Genomic DNA, 4,998 nt, shown 5'->3' with positions numbered 1-4,998 from the left:
GTGGATTTCACGTTGCCCGCCGACTTCAATGCGGGCCTAGAAGCCCTCGTTGCGGTCACAGGTGAGGCGAAGTCCCAGCACCCACGCCGAAACGAGCCAGAGGCGCCACTGTGGCCAGAACGGGTACCAGGCGGCAACGGCGACGTGCGCACGCTCGACTACGACCGACAGTTCGATGTGGCAAGCCTCATCCGGTACTACTTCAAGCCTGCTCTCGCTGACCTCGGCATCACTGGCGCGCGCTGGCACGACCTCCGCCACTACAACGCGAGCGTGTGCGCGGCGGCAGGCATCGAGATTCGCAAGATCAGCCGCTGGATGGGCCACGCGAACATCAACACCACGGACTCGATCTACACGCACCTGTTCAACGGCACCCACGACGAGGACATGGACCGCCTCGACGCCGCCGCTCTGCGCGGCCTGGACGTTGCGCCGCTTCGCGTGATCGACGGCCGCTGAACAAGGCAGCTAGCGGCCCCTCTCCTGCCTTGAGATGTCACGGAGCTGATCCTGACGCTCGCTACGCTGCGTTTCCCAGAGCTCTTCCCTGTACTGGTTGACCTCGGTGAACGAACCGAAGAACGAGTCGTAGCGCTCTAGGAGTTCGCTATCGGGTTCTTCTCCGCGCGACGCAGTCATCGACAGGTCCGCGCCCATGTCAGTCAGCCACGATGCCCACCCCTTGGGATTCGACCCATGGAACGACGCCACTTCAGTGTCCGTGATCGCGGAGACTAGAGCTAGAAGTCTGTTGCGAAGCTGGGCATCCGTCAGGGTGCCCGCTGCTCGGCGCAAGTCAATCTCGAACGAGGGCCATCGTTCCGCAAAGTAGTGCTCGAATCGGGCGTCGTCACCCATGCTGGGATCTGTGAGACTCGATGTAGAGAGCCATCCCGAAAAAGAGTTCGGCAGTGTCCTTCGCCCGCCGCGCCTCTTCGGCTGCGGCGGCGCGTTGCCCCTCTGCAGCGGCATCAGCACGCTGTTGCTCAGCCACCTCTTTCGCCTGATTCCGATCCGCGTCCGCCAAGGCCTTCTCGTGGGCAAGTCGCTTTGCCTCGCGGTCGTTGTCAGCGGTGATCTTCGCTTGCTCGCTCCTGCGGGTCATGACGGCGGTAAGCCACGCGACAAGAATCGAGATCAGACCGGTGGCGAGGATCGTCAAGACGGGCAGCAACGGCTCGATCGCCGTCGCGAACTCTTCAGCGCTCATCTGCTCACCTTATTGCGATCTTTGTTGGTGATCACCCGTTCAACCGCTCTCAAGGCGAAGATGTGGACCGCCTCGATGCCGGCTTCTCTCGGCGGAGCGACCGAGGCGGTGCAGATTGGAGCACTGAAACGATTGCACGAGTCTCCCTCGGAATGCCTCCTTGACGATACGGTTACGGCAACATCGTTCAAAGGGGAGTTCCATGGTTCCGGTCAAGACCTCGGTTGAGGACATCACGAAGTTGCTGGGCTACCTCAGCAAGCAGATCGGATGGGTGGACGTTCCGAAGGTCGAGAAGGCACTCGGCTCGCAGGACGACCGCAAGCTCGGAGCCATGGTCGAGTTCGGGTTGATCCTGCGCGACGGTGGAAATCTGCGCACCACAGAACGCGGCCAGCTGTTCAACGCTGACCCGAAAGCCGCTCTGCGCCAGGCTCTCGAATCTGTCGATCTGTACCGCGCGACTCTCGAATGGGTTCATTACGGGAACAAAGCCGAGGCCACCGCCGCCGAGGTCGGCCAGTATTGGGAGGCCTCGCACAAGGACACGATCGGCGGTCTAAGCGGCTCCACGCTTGGCTCTGGCGCAGTGACCTTTGGTCGAGTGGTCGATGGCGCAGGGCTGGGAACCTTTCTGGTGGGTCGCGGCGGAAAAGAAACCCGAATCACGTTCGACCTGTCGGCGGTCGATGGCTTGGTGAACGGTTCGACGCCGACCACTTCCTCTGAGCCCGCAGGGGAGACGGAAGAAGCTCCGGCAGAAGTTGCGGCAGCGGCACCGGCTGCACCATCCACCTCAGCCACGCAGACCCTTCCAGCGCCCGCCGCGCCGCCAACCGTGACAGTCGCCGCGAGTCCCAGCGTGCACGTCAACGTGGAAATTCACATCGCCGCCGACGCCACTGCCGAAACAGTGCGCGAGATATTCAAGAACATGGCCCGGTACGTCCTCGATAAGCAAATTGCAGATGACGACAAGTAACGACTGGGCGCCAAATCTCGAACGTTTGCGGGAGTTTCAGGAGGCTTATCGCCTCCCAGTCTCCGACATCGCTCGCCAGGCCCCGGCGCAGGCCCTTCACTCGCTTCGCGACTCAGCGGGACGAGCTCCTGCCAACTACCGGCAGTACCTGGAAGAGGCGATCGATTGCTACGAAGCGTCGGCGTATCGCGGTGCGGTGCTGATGGTCTGGGCAGCCACGATCGAGCATCTGTACTCGGTGATTGAAGGGCATCAGCAAGGCTTCAAGCTGATGCAGGCGGAGAACTTCAAGCGGTTTGAGAAGTCCAACGGTTATCGAAAGATCAGCAAGAAGAACGATCTCCTGTACGTCAACGATGCGAACTTCTTCCTGCTCTGCGAAGACGCAGGCGTCTTCAACAAGAACGCCAGGAGCATCCTGGATGACGCTCTCAAGACGCGGAACCGGTGCGGCCACCCGACCGGGTACACCGTCGGACGCGAGGAGGTCGTGATCTTCATCGAGCGACTGATCAACAACATCATCAGCGGCGCGATGATCGACTGGAAGTAGCTAGGGGCGACGCTGAATCGCGCCGGATGTGAACCACTGCACAAGCGGGATTGCAAGCATCACTGCGGCCTCAGCCTCTGCCTGCGAGCTGGGCCTATATCCGGCCTGCCCTGCGTGGCGATCGTTCTGACCGGTCCAAAGCGCTTGCACCATGCCTAGAACGACGTGTTGCGATGTGTGCGTGCCATGCTCACGCGTTAGGTCGAGCTTCCAATCTCCATCACCGCGCATCTGTCCGACGACCGTTCCTAGAGTCGCCGACGTGTTCTTCGGACTCACAACCGGGATCGCCACGGCCTCAACCGCTTTGATCGACTTCGCGTACGCCTTCTCGAAGTCGGGAGTGAGCCCAAAGGCCGCGTGCCACGCCTCCGACAGCAGTTCCCCCGCGTGGCTGGGGTGGGACATCACTGCATCGGCCCCCTCCTGCACCCCAAGGGGAACGCGGTCCTCGAGACCCGGCCCCTGCCGACGAGTTCCCACTTTCCAGCGAGAACCGCCAGCGAGTAGCACAGCGTCCAACGCGTTCAGGAGATCGCGATGGGTGGCGAGATCCTGAGACTTTATCCAAACGAGAAAGTCTAGAAAGCGAATGTACTTGTCGTCATCGATCCAGAGCTCCTGCTCAAGTTGACGGAAGCCCCGCCGCAGATAGGTGGCCAGCGGATCCTTCGAGCGTGCGCGGCGGTCGAAGTCCATCACGAGATCGATGTCGTTTCTCCGCTCGCGGCTCGCTCCGGGAAGGGTAACGGCCAGAAACAGCCAGGCAGTCATGTCATCGCGCATCCACGGCTTCACACCGTCGACGAGCACGGCGTGTTCTTCAGGCGTCATCCCCATCGGTACCCAGCTCATGGACCCATGATGACCGAAAGGCCCGTTGAGAGGTTGACGCCACGCTCGGAGGGGTTTCGGAGGCGATCGTTGCGCACGCCGTCGAGCGGTCTCTGCCGCCGCACGCAGAAAAGCCCCGATGACTGGCGAGAGTCATCGAGGCTGATCCGTGCACCCCCTCGGACTTGAACCGAGAACCCACTGATTAAGAGTCAGTTGCTCTGCCGATTGAGCTAGAGGTGCGTGGCCCGGTGAATACCCCGGCCGAGGAATTACATTACCAGCCGATTGTCGCGGTGCGAAATCGAGGCAGGCCGGACGGGTCCGCCGCGCGTGTCGCCTCGGGTCACGCCCTCACGGACCTCACCTGACGGGCGGTTATCCTGAGAACGTGACCGCCTCCCCCCGCGCCGACGACTACTCTCGCGACCTCGAACTCGCTCGGCGTCTCGCCGACGCGGCGGACGCGCAGTCGCTCCCCCGCTTCGACAGCCCCGNNCGTCACCGATGCCGACCTCGCGACAGAGCGTGCGATCCGCGAGATCCTCGCCTCCGAGCGTCCCGACGACGGCATCTTCGGAGAGGAGTTCGGCGCGCAGGGCAGCACACACCGGCAGTGGATCATCGATCCGATCGACGGCACGGCGAACTTCCTCCGAGGCGTTCCCCTGTGGGGAACCATGATCGCCCTCGCCGTCGACGGGGTGCCGCAGGTCGGAGTCGTCAGCATGCCGGCCCTCGGACGCCGGTGGTGGGCTGCAGCGGGCTCCGGCGCCTGGACAGCGACGGATGCCGAGCCACGCCGCATCCAGGCTTCTTCCGTCTCGTCGCTCGACGACGCCAGCGTGAGCTTCCAGAGCATCACCCAGTGGGCCGAGTCCGGACACCTCGACCAGCTGCTGAAGCTCGCCGACCGCGTGTGGCGCGACCGCGCCTACGGCGACATCTACGCGTACATGCTTCTCGCCGAGGGGCGCATCGACATGGTCGCCGAGTTCGGCGTCAAGGAGTACGACGTCGCTGCCGCCGTCCCGATCGTGCGCGAAGCCGGTGGCCGGATGACCGGCTTCGACGGCACCGAGACGATCTCCGATCTCTCGACACTCGCGAGCAACGGCGTCCTGCACGATGCCTTCCTCGATCTCCTGCACGACTGACCCTGACGAAGGCCCCGGACGATGAACCGCATCACCTCCGCCGCTCTCGGAGCGCTGCTCCTCGCGGTCGCGCTCACATCCTGCGCAGGGACGCCGGAGGGATCCGGCACTCCCACGCCGGATCCACCCGCACCATCGCCGACGGCCTCCGCCGAGCCCGTGGCGACGCAGACTCCCGCGCCCGCCGTCGAGCCGACCTGCGACACGATCGTGTCGGCCGGCCCCGTGCAGGTGCTCACCGACCAGGGGTGGACGTTCG

General features: G+C 63.5%; 6 protein-coding genes, 1 tRNA gene and 2 pseudogenes. 5 read left to right on the top strand and 4 right to left on the bottom strand.

Features of this window, described 5'->3' with window-relative positions; all coding sequences use genetic code 11:
* The coding region (locus tag J7E68_RS15770; RefSeq protein WP_215174164.1) for a tyrosine-type recombinase/integrase at nt 1-462 on the top strand (462 nt) is incomplete at its 5' end.
* 9 nt (nt 463-471) lie between these two features.
* On the opposite strand, the gene J7E68_RS15765 is transcribed toward J7E68_RS15770, so the two are convergent.
* Both J7E68_RS15765 and J7E68_RS15760 read right to left on the bottom strand, forming a co-directional pair.
* A complete protein-coding gene (locus tag J7E68_RS15765) occupies nt 472-861 on the bottom strand; it encodes a hypothetical protein (protein WP_215174162.1) in 390 nt (129 codons plus the stop codon).
* The gene (locus J7E68_RS15760) at nt 854-1,213 is read right to left on the bottom strand and encodes a hypothetical protein (protein ID WP_215174160.1); all 360 of its coding nucleotides are present in this window, start codon (nt 1,211-1,213) and stop codon (nt 854-856) included. Before J7E68_RS15760 ends, J7E68_RS15765 begins: the two co-directional genes overlap by 8 nt.
* A gap of 202 nt (nt 1,214-1,415) precedes the next feature.
* Here J7E68_RS15760 and J7E68_RS15755 point away from each other — a divergent pair, with 202 nt between their 5' ends.
* Together J7E68_RS15755 and J7E68_RS15750 are read left to right on the top strand one after the other, a co-directional pair.
* The gene (locus J7E68_RS15755; RefSeq protein WP_215174158.1) at nt 1,416-2,195 is read left to right on the top strand and encodes a hypothetical protein; all 780 of its coding nucleotides are present in this window, start codon (nt 1,416-1,418) and stop codon (nt 2,193-2,195) included.
* A complete protein-coding gene (locus tag J7E68_RS15750; RefSeq protein ID WP_157535611.1) occupies nt 2,182-2,748 on the top strand; it encodes a hypothetical protein in 567 nt (188 codons plus the stop codon). Before J7E68_RS15755 ends, J7E68_RS15750 begins: the two co-directional genes overlap by 14 nt.
* On the opposite strand, the gene J7E68_RS15745 is transcribed toward J7E68_RS15750, so the two are convergent.
* Both J7E68_RS15745 and J7E68_RS15740 read right to left on the bottom strand, forming a co-directional pair.
* Entirely contained in the window at nt 2,749-3,603 is an 855-nt protein-coding gene (locus J7E68_RS15745; protein ID WP_215174156.1) for a hypothetical protein, read from the bottom strand.
* A gap of 149 nt (nt 3,604-3,752) precedes the next feature.
* Nucleotides 3,753-3,825, bottom strand: a tRNA-Lys gene (locus J7E68_RS15740).
* A gap of 148 nt (nt 3,826-3,973) precedes the next feature.
* Here J7E68_RS15740 and J7E68_RS15735 point away from each other — a divergent pair.
* Both J7E68_RS15735 and J7E68_RS15730 read left to right on the top strand, forming a co-directional pair.
* Nucleotides 3,974-4,739 (top strand): annotated as a pseudogene (locus tag J7E68_RS15735) (inositol monophosphatase family protein).
* A gap of 21 nt (nt 4,740-4,760) precedes the next feature.
* A pseudogene (locus J7E68_RS15730) lies at nt 4,761-4,998 on the top strand (hypothetical protein); the annotation flags it as partial.

This window comes from Microbacterium sp. ISL-103, from assembly GCF_018613995.1.
In the GTDB taxonomy this organism is placed as follows: domain Bacteria; phylum Actinomycetota; class Actinomycetes; order Actinomycetales; family Microbacteriaceae; genus Microbacterium.
This window is presented reverse-complemented; position numbering and strand designations above follow the sequence as displayed.

Coding starts and splice junctions, on each gene's coding strand:
- J7E68_RS15765 (WP_215174162.1), bottom strand. CDS start 861: ATGGGTGACGACGCCCGATTCGAGCACTACTTTGCGGAACGATGGCCC.
- J7E68_RS15760 (WP_215174160.1), bottom strand. CDS start 1,213: ATGAGCGCTGAAGAGTTCGCGACGGCGATCGAGCCGTTGCTGCCCGTC.
- J7E68_RS15755 (WP_215174158.1), top strand. CDS start 1,416: ATGGTTCCGGTCAAGACCTCGGTTGAGGACATCACGAAGTTGCTGGGC.
- J7E68_RS15750 (WP_157535611.1), top strand. CDS start 2,182: ATGACGACAAGTAACGACTGGGCGCCAAATCTCGAACGTTTGCGGGAG.
- J7E68_RS15745 (WP_215174156.1), bottom strand. CDS start 3,603: ATGAGCTGGGTACCGATGGGGATGACGCCTGAAGAACACGCCGTGCTC.